General features: G+C 72.2%; 23 protein-coding genes. 14 read left to right on the top strand and 9 right to left on the bottom strand.

The window, feature by feature from the left end:
* The first annotated feature begins 285 nt into the window (after window positions 1-285).
* The 4 genes from ACZ5K7_RS47255 (at window position 286) to ACZ5K7_RS47240 (ending at window position 3,264) form a co-directional block, all read left to right on the top strand.
* Window positions 286-705, top strand: coding sequence for a hypothetical protein (locus ACZ5K7_RS47255; RefSeq protein WP_351705139.1), 420 nt, complete (start codon window positions 286-288; stop codon window positions 703-705).
* 310 nt (window positions 706-1,015) lie between these two features.
* On the top strand, window positions 1,016-1,669 hold the full coding sequence (locus ACZ5K7_RS47250; RefSeq protein ID WP_468924671.1) for a TetR/AcrR family transcriptional regulator: 654 nt from the start codon (window positions 1,016-1,018) through the stop codon (window positions 1,667-1,669).
* Between the two features lie 10 nt (window positions 1,670-1,679).
* Window positions 1,680-2,021, top strand: coding sequence for a hypothetical protein (locus ACZ5K7_RS47245; protein ID WP_351705144.1), 342 nt, complete (start codon window positions 1,680-1,682; stop codon window positions 2,019-2,021).
* Window positions 2,022-2,124: 103 nt separating this feature from the next.
* The gene (locus ACZ5K7_RS47240; protein ID WP_468924669.1) at window positions 2,125-3,264 is read left to right on the top strand and encodes a C40 family peptidase; all 1,140 of its coding nucleotides are present in this window, start codon (window positions 2,125-2,127) and stop codon (window positions 3,262-3,264) included.
* A 10-nt stretch (window positions 3,265-3,274) separates the two neighbouring features.
* On the opposite strand, the gene ACZ5K7_RS47235 is transcribed toward ACZ5K7_RS47240, so the two are convergent.
* From ACZ5K7_RS47235 to ACZ5K7_RS47210, 6 genes are all read right to left on the bottom strand, one after another.
* Window positions 3,275-4,213, bottom strand: coding sequence for an AurF N-oxygenase family protein (locus tag ACZ5K7_RS47235; protein WP_468924667.1), 939 nt, complete (start codon window positions 4,211-4,213; stop codon window positions 3,275-3,277).
* A 132-nt stretch (window positions 4,214-4,345) separates the two neighbouring features.
* Window positions 4,346-5,803, bottom strand: coding sequence for a penicillin-binding transpeptidase domain-containing protein (locus ACZ5K7_RS47230; protein ID WP_351705256.1), 1,458 nt, complete (start codon window positions 5,801-5,803; stop codon window positions 4,346-4,348).
* 26 nt (window positions 5,804-5,829) lie between these two features.
* On the bottom strand, window positions 5,830-7,191 hold the full coding sequence (locus ACZ5K7_RS47225) for an FtsW/RodA/SpoVE family cell cycle protein (protein WP_351705153.1): 1,362 nt from the start codon (window positions 7,189-7,191) through the stop codon (window positions 5,830-5,832).
* 253 nt (window positions 7,192-7,444) lie between these two features.
* Window positions 7,445-8,614 (bottom strand): ATP-binding protein, encoded by a 1,170-nt coding sequence (locus ACZ5K7_RS47220; protein WP_468924674.1) that lies wholly within the window; start codon window positions 8,612-8,614, stop codon window positions 7,445-7,447.
* Window positions 8,615-8,670: 56 nt separating this feature from the next.
* Complete coding sequence (locus ACZ5K7_RS47215) at window positions 8,671-9,429, bottom strand: hypothetical protein (RefSeq protein ID WP_468924665.1); 759 nt, start codon at window positions 9,427-9,429, stop codon at window positions 8,671-8,673.
* A gap of 109 nt (window positions 9,430-9,538) precedes the next feature.
* Window positions 9,539-9,970, bottom strand: coding sequence for a protein-tyrosine phosphatase family protein (locus ACZ5K7_RS47210; protein WP_450972698.1), 432 nt, complete (start codon window positions 9,968-9,970; stop codon window positions 9,539-9,541).
* 176 nt (window positions 9,971-10,146) lie between these two features.
* On the opposite strand from ACZ5K7_RS47210, the gene ACZ5K7_RS47205 reads away from it, so the two are divergent.
* Entirely contained in the window at window positions 10,147-10,950 is an 804-nt protein-coding gene (locus tag ACZ5K7_RS47205; RefSeq protein WP_468924663.1) for a nuclease-related domain-containing protein, read from the top strand.
* Window positions 10,951-11,025: 75 nt separating this feature from the next.
* Here ACZ5K7_RS47205 and ligD read toward each other — a convergent pair whose 3' ends face one another.
* Window positions 11,026-11,907 (bottom strand): non-homologous end-joining DNA ligase, encoded by an 882-nt coding sequence (gene ligD / locus ACZ5K7_RS47200; RefSeq protein WP_351705164.1) that lies wholly within the window; start codon window positions 11,905-11,907, stop codon window positions 11,026-11,028.
* A gap of 62 nt (window positions 11,908-11,969) precedes the next feature.
* On the opposite strand from ligD, the gene ku reads away from it, so the two are divergent.
* From ku to ACZ5K7_RS47170, 6 genes are all read left to right on the top strand, one after another.
* Window positions 11,970-13,031, top strand: coding sequence for a non-homologous end joining protein Ku (ku, locus tag ACZ5K7_RS47195; protein ID WP_468924660.1), 1,062 nt, complete (start codon window positions 11,970-11,972; stop codon window positions 13,029-13,031).
* Window positions 13,032-13,472: 441 nt separating this feature from the next.
* Complete coding sequence (locus ACZ5K7_RS47190; RefSeq protein WP_351705262.1) at window positions 13,473-13,955, top strand: DoxX family protein; 483 nt, start codon at window positions 13,473-13,475, stop codon at window positions 13,953-13,955.
* Between the two features lie 170 nt (window positions 13,956-14,125).
* A complete protein-coding gene (locus tag ACZ5K7_RS47185; RefSeq protein ID WP_468924658.1) occupies window positions 14,126-14,233 on the top strand; it encodes a multicopper oxidase domain-containing protein in 108 nt (35 codons plus the stop codon).
* A gap of 96 nt (window positions 14,234-14,329) precedes the next feature.
* The gene (locus ACZ5K7_RS47180; protein ID WP_468924656.1) at window positions 14,330-15,229 is read left to right on the top strand and encodes a LysR family transcriptional regulator; all 900 of its coding nucleotides are present in this window, start codon (window positions 14,330-14,332) and stop codon (window positions 15,227-15,229) included.
* Window positions 15,230-15,685: 456 nt separating this feature from the next.
* Window positions 15,686-16,606, top strand: a complete 921-nt coding sequence (locus tag ACZ5K7_RS47175) for an NAD(P)-dependent oxidoreductase (protein WP_468924654.1) — start codon at window positions 15,686-15,688, stop codon at window positions 16,604-16,606.
* 215 nt (window positions 16,607-16,821) lie between these two features.
* Entirely contained in the window at window positions 16,822-18,339 is a 1,518-nt protein-coding gene (locus ACZ5K7_RS47170; RefSeq protein ID WP_468924652.1) for an MFS transporter, read from the top strand.
* A 307-nt stretch (window positions 18,340-18,646) separates the two neighbouring features.
* Here the strand turns inward: ACZ5K7_RS47170 and ACZ5K7_RS47165 are convergent, their stop codons facing one another.
* A complete protein-coding gene (locus ACZ5K7_RS47165; protein WP_468924650.1) occupies window positions 18,647-19,417 on the bottom strand; it encodes an SDR family NAD(P)-dependent oxidoreductase in 771 nt (256 codons plus the stop codon).
* 232 nt (window positions 19,418-19,649) lie between these two features.
* Here ACZ5K7_RS47165 and ACZ5K7_RS47160 point away from each other — a divergent pair, with 232 nt between their 5' ends.
* A complete protein-coding gene (locus ACZ5K7_RS47160; RefSeq protein WP_468924648.1) occupies window positions 19,650-20,108 on the top strand; it encodes a winged helix-turn-helix transcriptional regulator in 459 nt (152 codons plus the stop codon).
* Window positions 20,109-20,139: 31 nt separating this feature from the next.
* On the opposite strand, the gene arsM is transcribed toward ACZ5K7_RS47160, so the two are convergent.
* The gene (arsM, locus tag ACZ5K7_RS47155; RefSeq protein WP_468924646.1) at window positions 20,140-21,039 is read right to left on the bottom strand and encodes an arsenite methyltransferase; all 900 of its coding nucleotides are present in this window, start codon (window positions 21,037-21,039) and stop codon (window positions 20,140-20,142) included.
* 125 nt (window positions 21,040-21,164) lie between these two features.
* On the opposite strand from arsM, the gene ACZ5K7_RS47150 reads away from it, so the two are divergent.
* The gene (locus ACZ5K7_RS47150; protein WP_468924644.1) at window positions 21,165-21,593 is read left to right on the top strand and encodes an ArsR/SmtB family transcription factor; all 429 of its coding nucleotides are present in this window, start codon (window positions 21,165-21,167) and stop codon (window positions 21,591-21,593) included.
* Complete coding sequence (locus ACZ5K7_RS47145) at window positions 21,590-22,327, top strand: aquaporin (protein WP_468924642.1); 738 nt, start codon at window positions 21,590-21,592, stop codon at window positions 22,325-22,327. The genes ACZ5K7_RS47150 and ACZ5K7_RS47145 overlap by 4 nt, the downstream gene beginning before the upstream one ends.
* Window positions 22,328-22,336 lie beyond the last annotated feature (9 nt).

Raw genomic sequence — 22,336 nt, 5'->3', positions numbered from 1 at the left:
CTCCCAGCAAGTCGGCGAACAGAGTCCCGTCATCTCAACACATGCCGCTGACATCACGGTCAGCAACCGGGTCACGGAACTTGTGCCAGACCCCAAAACAAGTGCTTACAGACACACGGGTATGGCGACCGTGTGTGAGAGGGGCCACGCTCGGTCAAAGGGTGATCTTTAGTGCAGCTTGGTGCGCTGCCTCGGCCGGCCTCTACGGCAGTTGGCCGGGGTTCGTGTGCGACCGTCCAGGGAATCCAGGGCTCAAGGATGCGCGGATGATCCGGGGGGAAGACAGTGAGGCAGCAGAGCAGAGTAGAGCGGGACGCTCAGATCATCGACTTACTCATGCGGGAGTACGAGTCGTTGCGGGCCGAGATAGCGCAGCGCGTGGCGTCAAGGATGGAGATACTCGGCTTTTCGGGAGTGATCGCAGCTCTCCTCTCGACAGGCGGGCTCTCGCTGCACAAGCCCAATCTGTATCTTGCGGGTGCCACCGTCCTGCTGGGTCTCCTCTGGCTGAGGGACTGCAATCAGGGCATTCAGCGTATTGGCAGGCATCTCCGCGAGGTTGAGAGCAGAGTGAACAGCCTGTCAACCCGCAACTACGGCAGCAGCGCACTGTCATGGGAGACGAGGAGACATGTGGGCCGACGGCAGGAGCGGCCTGCCTGGCGCCTGCTTGGTCGCATCGGCGGTTGGACCGGTCGTAACTGATCAGTTGGACCCTCTCAAGTTGCCTCTGAGCCTGAGCGCGGGTTTTGTCTCCCCCCTTGTGGTGGCTGGGCGGCTGTGTGGACAGCTGCCCAACCCAGGGGATGACGGCCCACTGGTTTCTCCGAGCCGGAGAAGACAGAGGCCTGCCTGGCATCGGTGGCCGGCGCCGCCTGAGTGCGGGGGCGCGGCAGCGCCCCTTAGGGGCGCGGGGAACTGCGCGACCAGCCACAACGGCGCCGCACCCGACCGACGGCCCATCGCGGCACGACGCCCATCGCGGCGCCCCCAGCGGAGCGCATACGCTGCACTCATGACCCCGCAGGCCGCCACCCCCGCCTACCGCAGGCTGTCCGTCGAGGAGCGGCGCAGCCAGCTTCTCGAAGCGGCCCTCTCCCTCTTCGCGCACCGCGTCCCCGAGGACGTCTCCCTCGACGACGTGGCGGAGGCGGCCGGGGTCTCCCGCCCGCTGGTGTACCGGTACTTCCCCGGCGGCAAACAGCAGCTCTACGAGGCCGCGCTCAGGACGGCCGCCGAGGAGCTGGAGCACTGCTTCGACGAACCCCGTACGGGCCCCCTGCTGCCCCGCCTCTCCCGCGCCCTCGACCGCTACCTCGCCTTCGTCGACCAGCACGACGCCGGCTTCAGCGCCCTGCTCCAGGGCGGCAGCGTGGTGGAGACCTCGCGGACGACGGCGACCGTGGACGGCGTACGACGGGCCGCGGCGCAGCACATTCTCAGCCACCTCGGCATCACCGACCCCGGACCCCGGCTGCGCATGACCGTCCGCATGTGGATCACCGCCGTCGAGGCGGCCTCCCTGATCTGGCTCGACGAGGACAAGCAGCCGCCCACCGACGAGCTGCGCGACTGGCTGGTGGACCAGTTCGTCGCCGTGCTGAGCGTCACCGCGCGCCGCGACCCGCAGACGGCCGCCCTCGTCGACGCCCTCGCGGCGGATGGCTGAAACTGGTGCCGTGAAGAGTCAGGACACCCCCTTCGAGGGCGGACCCATGGACGGGCGCGTGCTCCCCGTACTGCTGGGCATGACCGGTCATCCCCCGAAGACGTACCGCATCCCGGTCCCGGACCCGGCCGGTGGCAAGCCCACCGTCCTGGTCTACCGGCGCGTCCCCCGTGGACAGAGCAAGCGCCTGGGGCTGACCCAGGGCTGGAAGTACGCGTACGACCCCACGGGCAAGGGCGGCGGCGGAGGTCCGAAGTGGCCGTGGTCGAAGCCGGACCCGGATCCGGACCCGGACCAGACCTCCGCACCGGACACCACGCCGCTCCGCAAGCCGGATGACACGGACGGGTGAAAGGGCTGGGCCGACAAGCCCACCATCGCTGCGCGGATTAAACCTGCATGTCCGATTATCACGATGCGGTACGGAGAGGCCGTCCCGCATCGGAGGTGATGACGTGTCAGGAAGGTTCCTGCGCCTGGCCTGTATGGCCGCGGTGGCGGCCCAGGCCGTCCTCGCGCCCGGGCCCGCACTCGCCGCGCCCGACCCCGAGCGTCCGGTGGCCGAACTGCTGACGGACCTTCAGGGGCTGTACCGGCAGACCGAGCAGGCCACCGAGGCCTACAACGCGACCGAGGAACGGCTGAGGCGGCAGCGCGCCGAGGTGGACCGGCTGGACGACGAGCTGGCCGAGTCCCGGCTCTCCCTGCACTCCAGCAAGGCCGAGGCGGGCCGGCTGGCCCGCCAGCAGTACCAGAGTGTCACCGGTCTCTCCCCGTACCTACGGCTGCTCCTCGCCCGCGACCCCCAGCACGCGCTCGACGAGGGCCATGTCATCGGGCAGTTGGCGCGCGAACGGGCCCACACGGTGGGGCGTCTCGTGGACGACGAGGAGCGGCAGACAGACCTGGCCCGCAAGGCCCGCAAGGCGCTGGACACCCGGCTCGCCCTCGCCGAGGGGCAGAAGAAGCAGCGCGACCAGGTCCAGGGCCGACTGTCCGAGGTGGAGCGCATGCTGGCCTCCCTCACCCCCGCCCAGCTGACCGCCCTGGCCGACCTGGAGCGGACCAACACGGCGGACGCGCAGCGGAAACTCACCGCGTCCGGCGCCCTGAGCGCCACCACCCCGCCCCCGTCCCAGGAGGGCGACCGCGCGGTGCGCTACGCGGTGCGGCAGCTGGGCAAGCCGTACCAGTGGGGCGCGCAGGGCCCGACGTCGTACGACTGCTCGGGCCTGACCTCGCAGGCCTGGGACCACGCCGGCACCCCCATCCCGCGCACCAGCCAGCAGCAGTGGGCCGACCTGCCGCACGTCCCGCTGAACCAGCTGCGCCCGGGTGACCTGGTCGTCTACTTCCCCGAAGCCACCCACGTGGCGCTCTACCTGGGCGACGGCAGGGTGGTCCAGGCCCCCCGGCCCGGCGCGAGGATCAAGGTCTCCCCGATCGCGGCCAACCCCATCCTGGGCGCGGTACGCCCGGATCCGAGGTCCCGGCCCCTGGGCCACTACACACCTCCGGTGATCCCGAAGGCGGCGACGGAGGGTCCGGACGAGGGCTTCGGCGTCCTGCAGCCGACGGCTCCGACTGTGACCTGAGACCCGGCACTCAGGCCAGCAGCCCCGAGCTCTTCCACAGCCGTCGGCCGGCTCCCCGGAGAACGCCGATGTCGTCCAGGAAGTCCGTCAGCTTCTTCGCGCCGCTCTGCATGACCTCCCGCCGGTGGCCGCTCGCCCGCACCTGCGCCACCGCCTCCCGCCGGTCCAGGCCCACGTTGGTGTAGACCTCGGGATTGACGAAGGCCACCGAGAACACCCGCGCGAACTCGCCGGAGGTGACCCGGGTGAACTCCTGGGACCAGCGGGGCGCCGTCACCATCTGCCGGCGCAGCTCCTCGCGGGCGTACCGGACGTGCCGGGCCTCCTCGACCACGTGGATACGCGTGACCCCCCGGACCAGGGTCTGCACCCGCTCGTCGGGGAAGGTCAGCCGCTGCATCCAGTCCAGAACCTCCTCGCCGAGCAGCGTGGCCGTGAAGGAGCCGGGCGTGGTCGAGATCGTCTTGAACAGGCGGCCCAGGGTGAGGTGGGCCCGGCTCACCGGGTACCAGGGCGCGTCACCGCGGGCTATCAGGCGCGCGAACATCTTCGAGTGCCGGCACTCGTCCTCGATCTCGGTCAGCGCGTAGCGCACGTGCGCGCTCGTCGCTGCCTTGTCGTATATGTGCCGCACGAGCAGCTGCATCAGGATCAGCTCGAACCAGATGCCGAGCGAGGCGAGGGCCGCGGCCTCGTGCTGCGAGAGCAGGATCCGCTGTTCCTCGGACATGCGCTTCCACATCGGCGTGTCGTAGAGCGACACCAGCTCCGGCGGCCAGAACCACTTGCCGTCCTCGAAGGGCGCGTCCCAGTCCAGCTCCTTGTCCGGGTCGAAGGAGTGCTTCGCGGAGGAGACGAGCAGCCGTTCGGCCACCTGCTCGCGGTCCTTGAGCAGGCCGAGCGCGTCGCGCAGTCCGTCGACCGCGTCCGCTTCCGTCAGGGTCGTCATGGCTCCCTCACCTCGTTACCCGGGGGTACGTTGCCGTCGGCTCTTATGAGACCGCTTGTCAGCAAGGTGGTCAATCCCCCGCGCACGACTTGTTGACTCCGCGTCTACCGGGCCCCGTCCGCCCGGCCCGCCTCAGAGCCCCAGGACCGCCCGCATCACCGCCCTGGCGATCGGCGCCGCGTCCCCGCCCCCGCTGATGTCGCCCCGGTCGGCCGCCGCGTCCTCCACCACCACGGCCACCGCCACCTTCGGCTCCAGGTCGGTGTCCGCCTGTGCCCAGGACACGAACCAGGCGTACGGCACCCCGGAGTTGCCCAGGCCGTGCTGCGCGGTGCCGGTCTTGCCGCCGACCGTGGCGCCGCGGATCGCCGCGTTGGACCCGGTGCCCTCCTCCACCACGTCCGTCATCAGCTCCTTCATCCGGACGGCCGTCGAGGGGCTCATCACCTGCCGGACCGGCCCGGCGCCGCCCGTGCCGACGGTCTCGCCGGTCCGCCGCACGGTCCGCTCCACCAGATACGGCGGCCGTGCCATCCCGCCGTTGGCCACCGCCGCCGCGACCATCGCCATCTGCAGCGGGGTGGCGCGGGTGTTGTACTGCCCGATCGACGACAGCGCCAGCTGCGCCTTGTCCACGCTCGTGTCGAAGGTGCTCGGCGCGGTGGCGAAGGGGATGCGCAGGTGCGTGTCGTTGAAGCCGAACGCCTGGGCCGTCGCCGTCATGTCCGCGACCCCCACATCCACGCCCAGCTTCGCGAAGACCGTGTTGCAGGACCACTCGAAGGCCGCCCGCAGCGAGGCGTCCCCGCAGCCGTCCCCCTCGTTGGTCAGCCGGGTCGTGGTGCCCGGCAGCCGGTAGGGGTCGGGGGAGTCGGTCGGCGTGTCCAGGTCGGTGACCACGCCCGCGTCAAGGGCAGCGGCCGCCGTCACGACCTTGAAGGTCGACCCCGGCGGATACGTCTGCCGTACCGCACGGTTGAGCATCGGCTTCTCCGGGTCGTCGTTCAGGCGCGCCCAGGCCGAGGCCACCGCCTCGCCGTTGCCGGACAGCTCGGAGGGGTCGTACGACGGGGTGGAGACCAGGGCGAGGATCCGGCCGGTCGACGGTTCGATCGCGGCCACCGCGCCCTTACGGGTGCCAAGGCCCCGGAAGGCGGCCTCCTGCGCGTACCGGTTCAGGGTCGTGACGACGTTCCCGCCCGGGTTCTGCGAGCGGCTGGTGTCGTTCCACAGCGGGAACGGCGACAGCAGTGGGTCGGTGCCGGAGAGCAGCCCGTCCTCGGCATGCTCCAGGAACGTGGTGCCGTACAGCTGCGAGGCGAAGCCGGTCACCGGGGCGTACAACGGACCCTGCGGGTAGGTGCGTTCGTAGCGGAGCTGTTCCCGGCTGTCCCTGGAGCCGGTGACCGGCTCGCCGCCGACCAGGATGTCGCCGCGCGGCAGGCCGTAACGGGCGATGGTGGTGCGGCGGTTGGCGGGGTTGTCGTCGTAGGCGTGGGACCGGACCACCTGGACGCGGGCCGCGTTGACGAGCAGGGCGAAGAGCAGCAGGGCGCAGAAGGCCCGGGCCCGCCGGATGTACCTGGCCATGCCGGTGCCCTGGCGGTCGCGCCGGCTCATGGGGCCACCTGTCCGTCGTAGTGGCGGCGGGCCGAGTCGCTCACCCGGATCAGCAGCGCCACGATCGCCCAGTTGGTGACGACCGAGGAGCCGCCCTGGGCGAGGAACGGCATCGCCATGCCGGTCAGCGGGATCAGTCCGGTCACCCCGCCCGCGATGACGAACACCTGGAGCGCGACGATCGAGGCGAGCCCGACCGCGAGCAGCCGGCCGAAGGGCTCGCGCAGGGCGAGGCCGGCCCGGTAGCCGCGCTCGACGAGCAGGCCGTAGAGGAGGAAGATCGCGGACAGGCCGGTGAGGCCGAGTTCCTCGCCCGCGGTGGCCAGGATGAAGTCCGACTTGGTGGCGAAGCCGATCAGGATCGAGTGGCCGAGGCCGAGTCCGGTGCCCAGCACCCCGCCGGCGGCGAACGCGAAGAGGGACTGGGCGAGTTGGTTCGGCCCCTGCCCGGCGTCGATCGAGGCGAAGGGGTGCAGCCAGTCCTCGATCCGGCCGTGGACATGCGGTTCCAGATGGCCGACGGCGACCGCGCCGAGCACCGCGAGCAGCAGGCCCACGGCGATCCAGCCGGTGCGCCCGGTGGCGACGTAGAGCATGACGACGAAGAGGCCGAAGAAGAGCAGGGACGTGCCCAGGTCGCGTTCGAGGATCAGGACGCCGACGCTCACCAGCCAGATGGTGACGATCGGGCCGAGCACCCGCCCGGTCGGGAACTGCATGAACCACAGCCGGCGGCCGGCGTAGGCGAGCGCGTTGCGGTTGGCGGCCAGGTACGCGGCGAAGAACACCGCGAGCAGCACCTTCGCGAACTCGCTGGGCTGGATGGAGAATCCGGCGATCCGGATCCAGATCCGGGCGCCGTTGACGGCCGGGAAGAAGATCGGGAGCAGCAGCAGGACGAGCGCGGCGGCGACACAGACGTAGGAGTAGCGCTGGAGGAGGCGGTGGTCGCGCAGCATCAGCACGACCATGATGAACAGGCCGACGCCCAGGGTGGACCAGACGAGTTGGGCGGGGGCCGCCCGGTCGCCGGGGGTCCCCAGGTCCAGCCGGTAGATCAGGACCAGGCCGAGTCCGTTGAGCAGCACGCCGATCGGCAGCGGCAGCGGGTCGGCGTACGGCGCGCGGAAGCGTACGGCGAGATGGGCGACGAGCGCGAGGACGCCGAGGCCGGCGCCGTAACCGGCGGCGCCGGGCGGCACGGTGCCGGTCCGGGCCAAGCCGACCGCGCAGTAGCCGTACACGGAGAGCAGCACGGCCAGCACGAGCAGGGCGAGTTCGATGCCACGGCGCCGGGGGAGACGCACGGGGGCGGCCGGGGCCGCGGACGCCGTGAGGGTGGTTCCGGCCTTGGTCATGTCCGGAACTTACCCACATAGTGGGAAGTGTGTGATGTGTTGGCTTGCCCCAGCGTGGCGTGCGGCCGGGGGGCGGCTCGGGTGGTGTGGCACGTGCCGGCCGGGGGGGTTGCTCGCGCCCACGCGGCGGAGCCGCGTATCGACACAGCCCCGCGCCCCTTCTGGCAGGTGCACCGGTCCCACCTGAAGGGGCGCGGGGAACTGCGCGGTCAGCCACGACGCACTCGCGGTCGCGATCGCACCCTCGCCACCCCTAAGGGAGCGTCAGAACCGCCACGGCCCCGCCGTCGATCGCGTTGGCGAACGACAGCCGCGCGCCCAGCACCTCCGCCTGCCCCGCCGCGATCGTCAGCCCCAGCCCGTGCCCCTTGGTCCCGCCCTCCGTCCGGAACCGCTGGGGGCCGTGGGCCAGCAGGTACTCGGGAAACCCGCCCCCGTGATCCCGTACGGTGACCTCCTTGCCCTCCACCGTCAGCACCACCGGCGCCCGCCCGTGCCGGTGCGCGTTGGCGACCAGGTTCCCCAGTACCCGTTCCAGCCGCCGCCGGTCCGTCTCCACCCACACGTCCCGTACGACCTTCACCTCGGTCTCCGTCCCGGACATCCGCACCACCCGCTCGGCCAGCGCGCCCAGGGCCTCCGCGTCGGTCTCCAGCCGCTCCCGGCCGGTGTCGAGGCGGGAGATCTCCAGCAGGTCCTCGGTGAGCGTGCGCAGCGCGGCGACCCGGTCCCGCACCAGTTCCGTCGGCCGCCCCGGAGGCAGCAGTTCCGCCGCAGCGTGCAGCCCGGTCAGCGGAGTCCGCAGTTCGTGCGCCACGTCGGCCGTGAACCGCTGCTCGCTGAGCAGCTTGCTCTGCAGCGACGCGGCCATGCCGTCCAGCGCCGCGGCGACCGCGGCCACCTCGTCCTGCGGCCGGCTCGGATCCTTCGTCCGGGGGTCGTGCACCCGCGCGTCCAGGTCCCCGGCGCTGATCCGCCGGGCCACCTGCGCGGTGCCGTGCAGCCGCCGGGTCACCCGGGTCACCGCGAATGCCCCGACCAGCAGCGTCGCCCCGATGGCGAGGGCCGACGACCAGACGATGGAGCGGTCGAGGCCGGCGATCGTACGGGTCTGCTGGGAGTAGTCGACGGCCACCGCGAGCGCCTGGTTCCGGTCGGCCGGGCCCGCCGCCCACATCGTGGGACGACCCCCGTCCCGGGCGACCATCGTGCCGCGCTCCCCGGTCACCGCCAGCGCCCGCAGCCGCGGCGGCAGCCCCACCGGGTCGATCGCGGAGCCAGGCAGCAGCGCATCGCCCGCCTGGTATGCGGTCGTCGCGTCAGCGAGCCGGGAGAGTGCCTGGTCACGGGCTTGCGCGACGGTCTGGTCGGTGACCGACACATGCACGAGCACGCCGAGCAGCGCGGCCAGCGCACAGCACATCACCGTGATGAACACGGCCGACTTCGCCGCGAGCGTCCCGGCCCAGTGGGGGAGCCTCACCGCGCACTCGCAGCGCCGGAGGCAGCGGGGGAGAGGGGGGCGGAGACCGGGGCGGAGGGGGTTGGCGTGCGGCTGTGCCGGGCCTTGCCGGTGCGCAGGAACTCGTCCCGGGAGAACACCATCGCCTTCTGCTCCGGATCCCACGCCCAGGTCGTCCGGTACTCGTACCCGGTGATCCCGGCCGGCGACCGCACGATGACGGTCCGCCCGGCCAGCTCGACGCCGATGATCGCGTCGTTGTCCTCCAGCACCTGCACCAGCCGGTGCTGCTCGACGGTGTACACGCGCAGCGCGGTCTGGTTGGTCGGATACAGCCGGAAGCCGAGCGTCAGCTCGTCCCGCCCGTCCCCGGTCAGATCCCGGTAGTAGGGCTTGAGCAGCGGACACCGCGCCCCGGCGCCCCCGGCCGCGCACTCCTTCATCCGGTTCGTGGTCTCGTGGTACGCGCCCTTGGACCCGTAGTCCGCCGAGTCCGAGGCGATCTCCGCCCGTACGACGGCCACCGGGTCGACCCCGCGGATGTCGTCGCCGGGAACCGTGACGCCCTTGACGGTCTGCGCGCTGCCCTCGTCGTAGGGCCACGCCGGACTGGCCGCCGGCCGCAGGTCGGGCCAGAGCTTCACGGGGCTGACCGCGGTCGGGGTGGCTCCGGCCTTCTGGAGCCCGCCGGAGTCGCCGCAGCCGGCCACCGCCGTCGCCAGCAGGGCGACGGCGGCCGCGGCGAGGGCGGTACGGACGGGACGACGGGTCGGCACGCTGCTCCTGGGCGGTTCGGGGGGGTGGGTGTCGGGCCCCGCACACCTTATTCGCAGATTCGTAGGGAAGTCCTTTTTGCACTTCGGGGTGGCCGGTGCGGGGAAGAGGCTACTCGGCGAGTTCCTCAAGGAGCCGGGCGGTGGAAAGCCCGGCCCGCAGGTAGGCGACGAACAACTCGTTGTGCAGCGCCCAGGGCGAGCGCCGGGCCCGCACCAGCCGTATCGCCTCCTCGGCCGTACGCCCCCGGTGCACCAGCGCCTGCGCGACCACCAGCCCCGACCGGTTGTACCCGCTGTGGCAGCGCACCAGTACCGACCGCCCGGCGTCCAGGGCCTCGCTGGCGGCCCGCGCGAGCCGCATCACGCCCGCCAACTGGGTGCCGTCCAGCGGCCCGTCGGGAATCGGCCACACCTGATGCTCGACCCCGGTGTCCGGCCCGTGCCCGGGCACCCGCAGCAGACTCTGCACCAGATCGAACTCGTCCCGCACGACAGCGGACTCCAGCCGCCCCGCACGCCCCCGGAACTCGTGGCCGCCCATCCACAGCCCGGGCAGCACCTCGCTCCACGGGCTGTCCGCAGCCGGAACGTCGTACTGCTCCCCATGGATCCGCACCGGCGCCTCCCCACTGCACGCGCCAACCCCCTGTCAAAGGTAGCGGGGTTCTTGCCCGCGGAGCACCCCGCCTGTTCCCATGGTCGAGGGGTGATGCCGCGATGACCGGACTGCGCGTCGTGCCGACCTGGCGCCGGGGCCAGGAACGGCTGTATGTCTGCCTCACGGACGGACGGAACATCGCCTGGTACGACCGTGAGGCGGGCCGGGTCAACCTGCTCAGCGAGGAGCGCCAGGACGACGTACTCGAAACCCTGCGGCCGTTCCTGACCGGCCCGGTCACGATCGGTCCGCCACCGGTGCCCACGCCCGCCGAACTGGCGCGGCTGACCCTGCACCCCGACGACGACCTCGCGCCCAACCGCCCCGGCGAGGCGCTGCTGATCGCTCTCGACCGGGACCCCGGCCCGGCCCACCGCCTCCGCCCCGACCCGCGCCGCCGCGCCCTGACCGCCGAGCAGACCGTCGGCGAAGCCCTGGACCGTCTGGACGGCGCCGGCTGGCACACCCTGCACTCCGTCCCGCTCCCCGGCGGCGACCGACTCCACCATCTGCTGATCGGCCCCGGCGGCCTCTTCTGCGTGTACGCGCTCTACGCCCGCAAGCAGAAGGTCCTGGTCGCCGACCCGATGGTCACCCTGGGCCGCCGCGACCCCCAGCCGCTGCTGCGCCGCCTGTGCGCGGACGCCGCCCGGGCCTCCTACGCCCTGACGGCCGAGGTCCACCCGGTCCTGGCCCTGACCGACCCGGCGGACGTCGTGCTGACGGCCCCGCCCCGCGAGGTCCGCGTCCTCCGCGACCGGGACCTGGAGGGCCTCTCCCGCCTGGGCGGAGTCCTCAAACCGGCGGACGTCGAGGCACTGCACGCGATGGCGCGGGACCGCACCACGTGGGGAAGGGTGTAACTCCGGGCCGTCCGGCCCGCGAGAGCCCCCCTTTCCTGTTCTGCGTTTCACGTTCACGGTTCACGGTTCCGCGTTTCACGGCAGCGGCGCCGCCCGCCCCGCGTCCAGCAGCGGCGCCAGCAGGTCCCCGTACTCCTCGACCCGCCCCGCCATGTCCCCGGCCCGGAACCCAAGGTCCTCCGCCCGCCGGCACTCCGCGACCTCCTCCCAGGTCACCGGCGCCGACACCATCGGCTCCCGCCGCGCCCGGACCGTGTACGGGGTCGCCGTGGTCTTCCGCCCCGCGTTCTGGCTCCAGTCCACGAACACCTTCCCCGGCCGCAGGCTCCGCGTCATCCGGTGCACCACCAGCCCCGGCAGTGCCCGCTCCGCCTCCACCGCCAGCCCCTTCGCGTACTCGCTCACCCGCTCGCTGGACGCCCCCCGCACCCCCGCCAGCAGATGCAGCCCCTTCGACCCGGCCGTCTTGGCGTACGCCTCGATCCCGTCCGCGGCCAGCCGCTCCCGCAGCCACAGCGCGACCTCGCAGCACTCCACCACCGTCGCCGGAGCCCCGGGGTCCAGGTCGAAGACGATCCGGTCGGCCTCGTCCGGTGTCCGCACCAGCCACTGGTGCGTATGGAACTCGGTGACCAGGTTCGCCGCCCACATCAGGCTCGGCAGGTCCTGCACCAGCACCATCCGGGCCGCCCCCTCCGACCGGCGCACCTCGGCGGTGGTGACCCACTCGGGCGTACCCGGCGGCACGTTCTTGGCGAAGAACACCTGGCCGTCAGGACCGTCCGGGTACCGGAGGAACGAGACCGGCCGGTCCCGCAGATGCGGCAGCAGGACCCCGGCCGACGTCGCGTAGTAGTGCAGCAGCTCGCCCTTGGTGAACCCGGTCGCCGGATACAGCACCTTCTCCAGGTTGCTGAGCGCGATCCTCCGCCCGTCCACCTCTGTGATCGGCGTCATACGATGACAGTCTCATACGAACTCATACAAATGATGGGTATCCGGACGGAAGGAAGCCGCAGGTGCGATCCATTTGGAACGGCGCGATCTCCTTCGGTCTCGTCAGCATCCCGATCAAGCTGGTCAACGCCACGGAGAGCCACTCGATCTCCTTCCGGCAGGTCCACTCGGAGGACAACGGCCGGATCCGCTACCGCAAGTTCTGTGAGCTGGAGGACCGCGAGGTCACCCAGTCGGAGATCGGCAAGGGGTACGAGGACGCGGACGGCACGATCATCCCGGTCACCGACGACGACCTGTCCCACCTGCCCATCCCCACCGCCCGCACCATCGAGATCGTGGCCTTCGTCCCGGCCGACCGGATCGACCCGCTCCAGATGGACGCGGCGTACTACCTGGCGGCCTCCGGTGCCCCCGCCGCGAAGCCGTACACCCTGCTGCGTGAGGCCCTGAAACGCAGCCACAAGGTGGCCATCGCGAAATACGCGCTGCGCGGCCGGGAGCGCCTCGGCATGCTCCGGGTGGTCGGCGACGCCATCGCCATGCACGGCCTGCTCTGGCCGGACGAGGTCCGCGCCCCGGAGGGCGTCGCCCCGGACGTCGACGTCACCGTCCGCGACAAGGAACTCGACCTCGCGGACGCCCTGATGGACACCCTCGGCGAGGTCGACCTGGAAGACCTGCACGACGAGTACCGGGCGGCCCTGGAGGAGGTCATCGCGGCGAAGGCGGCCGGCGAGGCCCCACCGGAGGCCCCGGAACCGGCGAAGGGCGGCAAGGTGCTCGACCTGATGGCGGCCCTGGAGAAGAGCGTCCGCGCGGCGAAGGAGTCGCGGGGCGAGGAGTCGCGGGGCGAGGAGGCACGGAGCGAGGCGGCGGAGGTCACGCCGATGCCGAGCAAGAGGCCGAGGGCGGCGGCGAAGAAGACGGCGACGAAGGGGACGACGGCGAAGAAGGCGACGGCCGCGAAGAAGTCGACGGCCGCGAAGACGTCGGCCGGGAAGGCGGCGGCCGGGAAGGCGGCGGCAGAGAAGTCCACGGCCAGGAAGTCCACGGCCAAGAAAGCGGCGGCGAAGAAGTCGACGGTCAAGAAGACGGTTTCACCTCGCAAACGTTCGGCATAAAGTCGCCCCCGTCGGCTGTCGCGGCGCTGTGTTCGACGCGCGCCCCGGCCTTTCTGGCGATCCGTCACCATGCCTTTCTCCGCCGCCGTTCGGGTCCCCGTCGCGTACCGCGCCTGGTAGCCGCCAGGTGCGCCATGCTCGTTATCGGCGATCGAGATAATGCCTATTTCAACATATCGGTGGATATGGTGTGGTAGTAGCGCAATGCTGGGTGGTGGGGGAGGGCCCGCCGCAGGGCGGGCAGACCGGCTCGTTCCCACCAGTGAAGGCATTGTCATGCGTGCTCTGCATCTCCACCCCTTCGGTAGAACTCATGTCCTGTCACTGACCCAGGCACGCGCCCCCGCGGGCCCCGTGACGGAGGTCCGCGGGCCCGCCGATCCGGCCGGGGCAGCCGCGGGCCCGCCGGGCGGGACGCATGCCGCCGGTCCGGCTCTCCGGCTGTCCGCCGGTGAGTGCGGACTGCTGCTGATCAGGCTGACCTTCGGACTGCTGTTGGCCGGACACGGTGCGCAGAAGCTGTTCGGCATCTTCGGAGGGCCCGGCCTGGCGGCCACCGGCAGGAGCTTCGACGCCCTCGGCTACCACCCGGGCAAGGTCTTCGCCGTGATCGGCGGTCTCTCCGAACTCTGCGGGGGCCTCGGTCTGGCGGTCGGACTGCTCACCCCGCTGGCGGCCGCCGCCGTCATCGGCGTGATGATCAACGCCATGGTGACCGTGAGCGGTGCCCACGGCCTGTGGATCCAGAACAACGGAGTCGAGTACAGCGTCTCCATCTGCATCGTCGCCCTCGCTCTCGCCGCCATCGGCCCGGGCCGGGTGTCGCTCGACCGGTTCTTCCCCTGGCGCTCGGGCGGCTGGTCCGCAGCCGCCGTCGCGCTCGGTCTGGGCGGCATCGGCGCCGCGATCGCACTGAGCATCTGAACGGGCCCCGTCCCGCCCCGTCCCGCCTCGCCCCGTCCTGACCAGGCCGGGCGGGGCGGGACGGCTGCGGCGACGGCCACAGGATGGCGGCGGTCCCGCACCCTGTGGCCGCGCGCCCTGTACCCGCGCGCCCTGTGCCGCGCGCCCTGTGGCCGCGTGCCCTGTGTCGTGTGCCCGGGAAGACCGTGCTGCACTGCCACATCCTCGACCACGAGGACATGGGCATGATGGCCGTCCTGGACATCGTCGCGCCCCGCGAGGATTCGCCCGGCAAGTGATCACCACGGCCGACCGCCACCACGGGCGGGGGCCGTGGCGGCGGTCGTACGCTTGAGGGGCAAGAACCCTGGCTCACAGCTGGGAGGGCTGGGACGATGCTCAGCACGCATGTCCCCGACCTGGCCGCGCTGGAACTCCTGCTCGGGGTCGCCCGGGAAGGCAGCCTGAACGGCGTCGCCCGCAAGGCCGGGGTGAGCCAGCAGGCGGTGTCGGCGCGGATCCGCGCGATGGAGGCGCAGACCGGGGTCACCCTCGTGCACCGGACTCCTCGCGGGTCCAGCCTGACCGTCGAAGGCGTCATGATCGCGGAGTGGGCCGCCCGGCTGCTGGACGTCGCGGCCGAAATGGACGCCGGGATCACGGCACTGCGGGCCGGCCAGCGGTCCCGGCTGCGGGTCAGCGCCAGTTCGACCATCTCCGAGATGCTCCTGCCCGGCTGGCTGGCGTCCTTCCGCGCGGAGACCCCGCAGGGCAGGCACGCTCCGGAGATCGTCCTGACCTACGCCAACACCGCCATGGTCATCACCCATGTCACCGAGGGCATCGCCGACATCGGCTTCACCGAGGGCCCGCACGAACCCGCCGGGCTGCACGGCAGGGCCATCGGCCACGACCGGCTCACGGTCGTCGTCGCTCCAGGTCACCCGTGGGCACACGGGCGTCCCGTCAGCGCCGCCGAGCTGGCCGGCACCCCGCTGGTGAGCCGGGAGAGCGGCTCCGGTACCCGGGACACCTTCACCGCCGCGCTGACCGCCGTACTCGGCCCCGGTGCCCCGCAGGCCCCCGCGGCGCTGTCGCTGTCCACCACCGCGGCGATCCGCTCGGCCGCGCTGGCCGGTGCGGCGCCCGCGGTCATCAGCGAACTCGCCGTCGCCGACGACCTGGCCGGCGGTCGGCTCGTCGCGTACAGACACCGGAACTCGACCTGCGCCGAACCCTGCGCGCCGTCTGGGACGGCGCTACCGCCCCACCCAGCGGCGCGGCCCGCGACCTGATCGCCCACATCCTGACCCGCCGGCACCAGGAGCGACGCGGCGGCCGGACCCACTGACCGGGGCTGCCGTCGGCGGTCTGACCGGCGCTGCCGTCGTCGGCCCCGTGCGCAGGCCACGTCTCCCGGCTCGGACCGGCCCGTCTCCCGGCTCGGACCGGCCCGTCTCCCGGCTCGGCCCGGCCCGTCTCCCGGCTCGGACCGGCCCGTCTCCCGGCTCGGACCGGCCCGGGAGCGGTCGCGGTCCGGTTCGGGAGTGGCCGTGGTCCGGTTCGGAAGTGGCCGTGGTCCGGTTCGGGAGTGGCCGTTGTCCGGTTCGGTCGTCCCGGTGTCCGGCCGTCGATGCCTGTGATCCGGTACAAGTCCGGCTTGTATCCCGGCAAGGGTGAGGCCACTACCAGCGGCTTTCCGCGGCTGCGAGGGTCGAAGTACCAACCCCACCACCGCCGGAGGGAACGCCATGAGCACCCACCCGACCGCACGACAGGACACCGCTTCCGACCGCCCCGGTCGCCACCCCGCCGCGTCGACGCCGCCGATCGCGTTCGTGGGCACCGGGCGGATGGGCGGTCCGATGGCCGCCAATCTGGCCCGCGCCGGTTTCGACGTACGGGTGTGGAACCGGTCCGCCGACCGCGCCGTACTCCTCACCGGCGCGGGCGCCGCCGTGGCAGCCAGTCCGGTGGAGGCCGTCCGGGGCGCCGGGATCCTCGTCACCATGCTGGCCGACGGTCCCGCCACCGCACAGGCGGCCACCGGGCCCGACGGATTCCTGGCCGACGCACCCGGGCTGGTCTGGGTGCAGATGGCGACCGTCGGAGTCGACTGGACGGCCCGGCTCGGCCGCATCGCCGCCCGCCACGGGATGACGTTCGTGGACGCCCCGGTCTCCGGCAGCGAGGGTCCGGCCCGGGCCGGGCAGCTCATCGTGCTGGCCAGCGGCCCGGACCGGATGCGGAACGTCCTCGCGCCGGTGTTCGGCGCGGTCGGCAGGGCCACCGTCTGGCTGGGCCCGGCCGGCGCCGGCACCAGCGCCAAGCTGGTGCTCAACAACTGGCTCGTCGACCTTGCCGAGACCACCGCGGAGACTCTCTCCTTCGCCCGCCGGCTCGGTCTGGACCCGACGGCGATCGTGGACCTGCTGCAGTCGACGCCGCTCGGGTCGCCGTACGCCGTGCAGAAGGCCACCGCCATGCTGACCGGTGACTTCACCCCCGCGTTCGCGCTCAAGCACGCGCTCAAGGACGCCGAGCTGGCGGTGCAGGCCGCGCAGGCCGGCGGTACCGAACTCGCGCTCACCCAGGCGCTGCTGCCCCGCTGGCGGCACGCCGCGCTGAGCCACGCCGACGACGATCTGGCCGCGGTGTACACCGCCGCCTGAACAGCCCCGTACAGGCTCGGCGTGGTCCCTGCGCAGAGACCGCAGAGACCACGCAGGGACCACGCAGGGACCGCGCAGGGACCGCGCAGGGACCGCGCAGGGCCTGTGCGGGAACCCCACAGGAGAGGACCCCGGTGATGACCGCAGCAACTGGGCCGGCCACCCGAAGTGACCCGGCGAACGGCCCGACACGGCCCCCCGGGGACACGACCCCGGTGGCAGGCACGCCGGCCCCCGCCCCTGCCGCCGGGCTCCAACGGCTCGGACTCGCGCTGATCCTCGTCGCGTCCTTCATGGTGGTGCTCGACTTCAGCATCGTGAACGTCGCGCTGTCGTCGATCCAGCACGAGCTGGGCATCTCGGCCGCTTCGGTGCAGTGGGTGGTCACGGCCTACGCGATCACCTTCGGCGGGCTGCTGATCCTCGGCGGCCGCGCCGGGGATCTCTACGGGCGGCGGCGCCTGTTCATGGCCGGGATCGGCGTCTTCACCGCCGCGTCGCTGTCCGGCGGGCTCGCGCACGATCCGCTGCTCCTGATCCTGTCCCGCACGCTGCAGGGCTGTGGCGCCGCGATGGTCGCGCCCGCCGCGCTCTCCCTGATCACCACGGGCTTCCCCGAAGGCCCCCGGCGCACCCGCGCGCTGGGCCTGTACGGGGCGACGGCGTCGGTCGGCTTCGTCGCCGGACAGGTGCTCGGCGGTGTCCTGGTGGAGTTCTTCAGCTGGCGCTCGGTGTTCCTGGTGAACGTCCCGGTGGGGCTGGCCGCCCTGCTGCTGGCCCCCCGTCTCCTGCACGAGTCGAGGCTGCCCCGGGCCGGGCGGCACCTGGACACCGTCGGCGCGACGCTCATCACGGGAGCCGTCGCCGCGCTGGTCTTCGCGGTCTCCCAGGCCGGGGTCACCAGTGTGGGATCCGCCGGCGTGCTGGTGCCGCTCGGGCTCTCGGCCCTGGCGGCCGTGGCGTTCTTCGCCGTCGAGCAACGGCGGGCCGATCCGCTCGTGCGGCTCTCGCTGCTGCGCACCCGAGGGCTGCGCAGTGCCGGCGCCCTGATGATGCTGCTCGGCCTGTGGAACGGCGGGGAGATGCTGGTGCTCTCCGTGTACCTCCAGGAAGTCCTGCACATGTCCCCGCTGGCGGCCGGTCTGGTGATCGCCCCGCAGGGCGTCGTCGGCCTGGCGACCGGGTTGCTGGGTGCCCGGCTGGCGCGACGCGTGGGGATCCAGCGGGTCCTGGTGCTGACCGCCCTGGCCGCCACCGCCGGTTTCCTCATCCTGACCCAGCTCCCGACGGGCGGCGGCTACCGTCCGCCGCTCGCGGCAGTGGTCCTGGTCGGGTTCGGCACCGCCGGGACGGCGTTCGGAAGCATGGTGACCGCCAGCAGCGGCGTCGCCGACCGCGACCAGGGTCTGGTGGGCGGCGTGGTCAACATGAGCCGCCAGCTGGGTGCCGCGCTGGGAGCGGCGCTGCTTCCCGCCATCGCCGACGCGGTGGACCGAACCGGCCACAGCAGCATGGCGGTCGGCGACCGCGCCGCGATGCTCGCCGGAGCGGCGGCGGCCGGCCTCGCCACGCTGGTGGCCCTGCGGACCCGGCAGAAGTCCGCCCACACCCCGTCCACCTCGAACGCCACCTCAGAGGCCCCGAACCCCGGCCTGACGGACAGTCCCCTCTTGCAAGCGACAGTCCCCTCGTGTGCGCGCGTCGACGGCCATCGACGAGTGAGGGACGCGTGAGGGGAGCGCCGGGGAGCTGCCGGACCGCCGCCGACGGCCGACTGCGGTGGCCCGGATCGCCGCGTCGTTCCGTACGCCTCGGCTTTCCGTACGCCTTGCCCGCGGGACACGCCGGGTGGCGGGCCGTCCCTGCCCGCCACCCGGCACCGGAACGCCTCCGCTCGGAGCGTGCCGGGGATCGGGGTTCAGGCCGCGGGGCCCTGGACGGTGGCGGCGAGGGCAGGGAGGTGCGGCGGGGAGGTGCAGGGAGGGGTGATCCGGGTTGCGGCAGCCGGCAGCAGGCCCTGGCAGCAGGCCGCCGGCAGCGCTACTCGCGCATGGTCACGCCGCCGTCTACCGACAGGATCTGGCCGGTGATCCAACTGGCCTCCGCGGACAGCAGGAAGACGATCATGGAGGCGAGGTCCTCGGGTTCGCCGAGCCGCGGCAGCGCGGTCTTCTCCAGCAGGGCCTTGCGGATCTCGGGAGGCGTGCCGGTGCGGACCATCTCGGTGAGGACGACGCCGGGGGCGACGGCGTTGACCCGGATGTTCTTCGGGCCCCACTCGTGCGCGGTGTGGCGGGTGAGCGCGTGCAGGGCGATCTTGGACGAGGCGTACGCGGCGAGCCACGACTCCCGCTGCCATGCCGCCAGGGAGGAGATGTTCACGATCGAGCCGCCGCCCGCGGCGACCAGCGCGGGCAGGCTCTCGCGGATCACGAGCCCCGTGCCGGTGACGTTGATCCGCATCATCTCGGCCCACACCTCGGGGTCCATGGTGTCGACGCCCTGGTCGCGGGTCATGAGGTCCGCGCTGACGGCGGCGGCGACGTTGGCGACGCCGTCGAGCCGTCCGAAGTGGTCGGTGGTCCGGGCGACCAGGGAGGCGATGGAGTCCGCGTCCCGGAGGTCGAACTGGACCGTGAGCAGCCGATCGGCCGCGTCCGCCGCCTGCTCGCGGGTCCGCGCCAGCTTGTCGGGGTTGGTGCCGGCGGCGGTCACCCGGGCGCCTTCGGCCAGCAGCCGCTGTACGGTGACCGCGCCGATGCCCGATCCGCCGCCGGTGACGATGAAGACCTTGTCCTTGAGCCCTTCCATGGCCAGGCACATCCTTTCGTTCGTGAGGGTGCGGCGCCGACGTGGCAGGCGGGGCCGGAGGCGACGAGGCGGGAATACGCCTGAAGGGCCCGGCGGTTGCCGTCCTGTGCGCGCGGCTCAGCCGCTTCGACCAGTGCGTTGACGCCTGGTGCGCGCCCCACTGTGCAGGAACGCGACAAGGGTTACAAAAGGTATGTCTATGTTCCTGAGGGACATCCGAAGGGCGTCATCGATGAGCAACGGCGAGGGCGACGCGGGCGACGAGGGCCGGGCGCCCTTCACCGGCGAGGCGCGGGTGAACGTACTGCGTCTCCCGGGCCCGTGCGCGCGCTGGGACGAGTGGGACACGGACTTCATCCGCGAGATCCTCGACCTGGTGGGTGACAAGTGGAGCATGCTGGTCATCGGCGTCCTTGCGGCCGGCGACGCCCGCTACTCGGACCTCGACACCGCGATCCCGGCCATCTCCCGGCGCATGCTCACCCTCACCCTCAAGCGCCTCCAGCGCAGCGGGCTGGTCGACCGCACGGCCTACGCGGAGGTACCGCCCCGCGTCGAGTACTCCCTCACCGACCTCGGCGCCTCCCTGTTCTCCGCCATCCAGCACCTGGCGGCCTGGAGCGCCGAACACCGCACCGAGATCCGACACCACCAGGACACGTACGACACGAGCACCACACGTAGACCGTGAAGGCTCCTGGGCGGTTGGCGCGTGCGAGTGGTCAGCTTCGGCAGGCGCATCCGGCGGCGCCCGTGGCCGTATCGACGGCGGTGGACGGGGCGGCTGCCTGCTCGGTCGGCGTGCAGCACGTGGTGACGCCGCGGCAGGAGGCGTCCGCCGACGACGTCACGGCGGTCTCCGGGACGGTGGAGGTGGTGGGCTTGGCCGCGCGGATGAGGGCGGAGTGCATGCCGTCGGCCACGGAGTGCGTCGGAGTGATCTCGACGCCCGTGAAGCCGGCCGCTTCCAGTCCCCGGCGGTATTCGGCGAAGGACAGGGCTCCGGCGATGCAGCCGACGTAGTCGCCGCGCTCGGCCCGCTGTTCGGCGTCGAGGGTGTCGTCGGCGACAACGTCCGAGACGCCGATCCGGCCGCCGGGCTTGAGTACGCGGAAGGTCTCGGCGAACACGGTCGGCTTGTCGGTGGACAGGTTGATCACGCAGTTGGAGATCACGACGTCGATGGTGTTCGCGGGAAGCGGGATCGCCTCGATGGTGCCCTTGAGGAACTCCACGTTCGTCGCGCCCGCCTTCTCCGCGTTGGCGAGGGCGAGCGCGAGCATCTCCTCGGTCATGTCCAGTCCGTACGCGATGCCGGTCGGGCCGACGCGGCGGGCGGAGAGCAGGACGTCGATACCGCCGCCGGAGCCGAGGTCGAGAACGCTTTCGCCCTCGCGCAGTTCGGCGACGGCGGTGGGGTTGCCGCAGCCGAGCGAGGCGGCGACCGCCTCGGCGGGCAGCGCGTCGCGCTCGTCGGCGGCGTACAGGGCCGAGCCGAAGTTCTCGTCGACCTCGACCGGCTGTGGCCCGCAACAGGCGGTGCCGCCCTCGGTGACCTTCACGGCCGCCGCCGCGTACCGCCGGCGGACGGTCTCGCGCAGGTCGGTGGACTGCTCGCTCATGACTCACTCCCAGGTGACGGGCCGCAGCACGGTCCGGAACGGGCGCAGCACGGCCCGGAACGGCCTGTATTGATATCCGTTGATGCAACCTTGTGCCTTGGATCGAAAAACGTCAACATAGAGGCATGTCGAAACAAGTGCTTGAGGTGATCGGCCAGGACACCGCCTGCTGCCCGGGTCTGTCTGCCGCGCCGCTGAACGAGGCTCAGGCGGTCGACCTGGCGAAGGTCTTCAAGGCCTTGGGCGACCCTGTCCGGCTGCGGCTGCTGTCGATGATTGCCTCGCGCGGCGAGGGCGGCGAGGGCGGCGAGGGCGGCGAGGGCGGCGAGGGCGGCGAAGTCGGCAGGGTCGGCGAGGTCTGCGTGTGCGAGCTGACCCCGGCCTTCGACCTGTCCCAGCCGACGATCTCCCACCACCTCAAGCTCCTGCGGCAGGCCGGTCTCATCGACTGCCAGCGTCGCGGCACGTGGGTGTACTACTGGGCGCTGCCGGGCGCACTGGACCGGCTCGCCGCGTTCCTGACCACCCCGAGGACTGCCGGAGCCGACGCGTGAACATCCCGCTCGGCCGCCGGGTCGCCGCGGAGGCGATCGGGACCGGGCTTCTCGTGACGGTGGTGGTCGGCTCCGGCATCCAGGCCGCCGGCCTGTCGCACGACGCCGGCGTACAACTGCTCGCCAACTCCCTCGCCACGGTCTTCGGCCTGGGCGTGCTGATCACCGTCTTCGGGCCGGTCTCCGGCGCGCACCTCAACCCGGCCGTCACCCTCGCCGTCTGGTTCACCGAACGCCGTACGTCGGACGGGTTCACCCTGCGGGACGTCGCCGCGTATGTGCCCGCCCAGATCACGGGGGCGATCGGCGGCGCGGTCCTGGCCGACGCGATGTTCGGCGAGCCGCCGGTGAAGTTCTCCACCCACGACCGCTCCGCCGGACACCTGTGGCTGAGCGAGGTCGTCGCCACGGCCGGGCTGACCCTGCTGGTCCTCGGCCTGACCAGGATCGGCCGCACCGCGCTCGCCCCGGCCGCGGTGGCCTCCTACATCGGGGCCGCCTACTGGTTCACCTCCTCCACGTCGTTCGCGAACCCGGCGGTGACCGTCGGCCGGGCCTTCACCGACACCTTCGCCGGGATCGCGCCCGCCTCCGTCCCCCCGTTCATCGCCGCGCAACTGCTCGGCACCGCTGTCGGACTCGGCATCGTGGCCGTCGTCCACGGCCCGCAGGCCGCCCGCGCCCGAGGCGGGATCGGCATCCCGGGCAGCGAACCCGAACCCGTCTCCTCCTGACCCCGCCCC

The sequence above is a fragment of the Streptomyces sp. NPDC031497 genome (genome assembly GCF_055580905.1).
This window is presented reverse-complemented; position numbering and strand designations above follow the sequence as displayed.

Coding starts and splice junctions, on each gene's coding strand:
- ACZ5K7_RS47250 (WP_468924671.1), top strand. CDS start 1,016: ATGACCCCGCAGGCCGCCACCCCCGCCTACCGCAGGCTGTCCGTCGAG.
- ACZ5K7_RS47235 (WP_468924667.1), bottom strand. CDS start 4,213: ATGACGACCCTGACGGAAGCGGACGCGGTCGACGGACTGCGCGACGCG.
- ACZ5K7_RS47230 (WP_351705256.1), bottom strand. CDS start 5,803: ATGGCCAGGTACATCCGGCGGGCCCGGGCCTTCTGCGCCCTGCTGCTC.
- ACZ5K7_RS47225 (WP_351705153.1), bottom strand. CDS start 7,191: ATGACCAAGGCCGGAACCACCCTCACGGCGTCCGCGGCCCCGGCCGCC.
- ACZ5K7_RS47220 (WP_468924674.1), bottom strand. CDS start 8,614: ATGTGCTGTGCGCTGGCCGCGCTGCTCGGCGTGCTCGTGCATGTGTCG.
- ACZ5K7_RS47210 (WP_450972698.1), bottom strand. CDS start 9,970: ATGGGCGGCCACGAGTTCCGGGGGCGTGCGGGGCGGCTGGAGTCCGCT.
- ACZ5K7_RS47205 (WP_468924663.1), top strand. CDS start 10,147: ATGACCGGACTGCGCGTCGTGCCGACCTGGCGCCGGGGCCAGGAACGG.
- ligD (WP_351705164.1), bottom strand. CDS start 11,907: ATGACGCCGATCACAGAGGTGGACGGGCGGAGGATCGCGCTCAGCAAC.
- ACZ5K7_RS47180 (WP_468924656.1), top strand. CDS start 14,330: ATGCTCAGCACGCATGTCCCCGACCTGGCCGCGCTGGAACTCCTGCTC.
- ACZ5K7_RS47175 (WP_468924654.1), top strand. CDS start 15,686: ATGAGCACCCACCCGACCGCACGACAGGACACCGCTTCCGACCGCCCC.
- ACZ5K7_RS47165 (WP_468924650.1), bottom strand. CDS start 19,417: ATGGAAGGGCTCAAGGACAAGGTCTTCATCGTCACCGGCGGCGGATCG.
- ACZ5K7_RS47160 (WP_468924648.1), top strand. CDS start 19,650: ATGAGCAACGGCGAGGGCGACGCGGGCGACGAGGGCCGGGCGCCCTTC.
- arsM (WP_468924646.1), bottom strand. CDS start 21,039: ATGAGCGAGCAGTCCACCGACCTGCGCGAGACCGTCCGCCGGCGGTAC.
- ACZ5K7_RS47150 (WP_468924644.1), top strand. CDS start 21,165: ATGTCGAAACAAGTGCTTGAGGTGATCGGCCAGGACACCGCCTGCTGC.